This window comes from Paraburkholderia sp. JHI2823 (assembly GCF_038900695.1).
Taxonomy (GTDB): Bacteria; Pseudomonadota; Gammaproteobacteria; order Burkholderiales; family Burkholderiaceae; genus Paraburkholderia; species Paraburkholderia mimosarum.
Genome location: NZ_JAYMRY010000186.1, coordinates 1 through 609 on the forward strand (window position 1 = coordinate 1; position 609 = coordinate 609).

Genomic DNA, 609 nt, shown 5'->3' on the forward strand with positions numbered 1-609 from the left:
ACCTTGTCCCGCCTGGCCCTGAGCAGGAAGTCGACCGTGTCGCCCGCCTTGTCCACTGCCCGGTAAAGATATTTCCACTCGCCTTTGATCTTGATATAGCTCTCGTCCATTCGCCAGCTTTTCCCAAACGGACGCTTGTGCTTGCGGAAGCTCTCATCGACGCGCCAGCTCTTGCCGACAGGCCGTTTGCGTTTGCGGAATGCTTTTTCAAATACCGGCAGCAGCTTGATAACCCATCGGTGCACGCTCGAATGGTCCACCTCGATACCCCGCTCGGCCATCATTTTTTCGAGGTTTCGTAGGCTCAGTGAGTACGCCACGTACCACCGGACGCACAGCAGGATCACGTCCAGCGGGTAGTGTCGCCGCTTCAGTACCTTGCCAATGCCAGCGGGCAGCGTCTTGCATGGCGTCTTCGTCTTTGTCATCATGCATTGTCATGCGTTGTCGTCGGCGGATTTTACCTGACCGCGTTATTGCGACACCCATTAGCCGGCCGAAGTCAAGGTGCAAATCTATCCATCGCAGGATTTCAATGACGATGGTTATTTCAATCGCCATTGAAATCCTGCGAAATTCGTTTCGCTATCGTGTCACGGCTGCCTGCAG

Annotated in this window: 1 protein-coding gene; it reads right to left on the reverse strand. The window is 55.0% G+C overall.

Translation table 11 applies throughout. The features are described 5' to 3' along the window. On the reverse strand, positions 1 to 431 hold a 431-nt coding region (locus tag VSR34_RS38230; protein ID WP_342965212.1), incomplete at its 3' end, for an IS6 family transposase. Positions 432 to 609 lie beyond the last annotated feature (178 nt).